Raw genomic sequence first — 388 nt, forward strand, 5'->3', positions numbered from 1 at the left:
GACTTCTGCGTCAACTTTAACTGCTAATGGCTCAATCACGGATTATGTTGGAAATATGGTTGCAGTAACGCAAATCGATACAACCAAGCGAACTTCCGGTGGGAGCTATCAGTACGCGAAAGTAACTGATATGACCGCCGGCAAGACTTATTGGGTCGATGTTAGATCGTTAAATATGTCCAATTATGCAACAATTACTTCAACAACAACGATGGATTCGACTTATAAAATTGCTGATTACGCGCGTAATGATGGCACTTATAGCAGCCCGGCTTTAACATCTTCAACTGCTTTAATATCAACGGTTGGTGGAAAGACTTATGATGATGATACTGTAACTGTTACAAAAGAAGATGTTACTAAGCGAGCTAATGGCACTACTTATACT

The 388-nt window shown here is 40.2% G+C and carries 1 protein-coding gene; it reads left to right on the forward strand.

The window, feature by feature from the left end; translation table 11 throughout:
• Nucleotides 1-388 (forward strand): GW dipeptide domain-containing protein (locus KH893_RS12835; protein WP_281166403.1); only part of this gene is annotated, 388 nt, incomplete at both ends.

Origin of the sequence: Liquorilactobacillus sicerae (genome assembly GCF_029916425.1) — a bacterium.
In the GTDB taxonomy this organism is placed as follows: Bacteria; Bacillota; Bacilli; order Lactobacillales; family Lactobacillaceae; genus Liquorilactobacillus; species Liquorilactobacillus sicerae.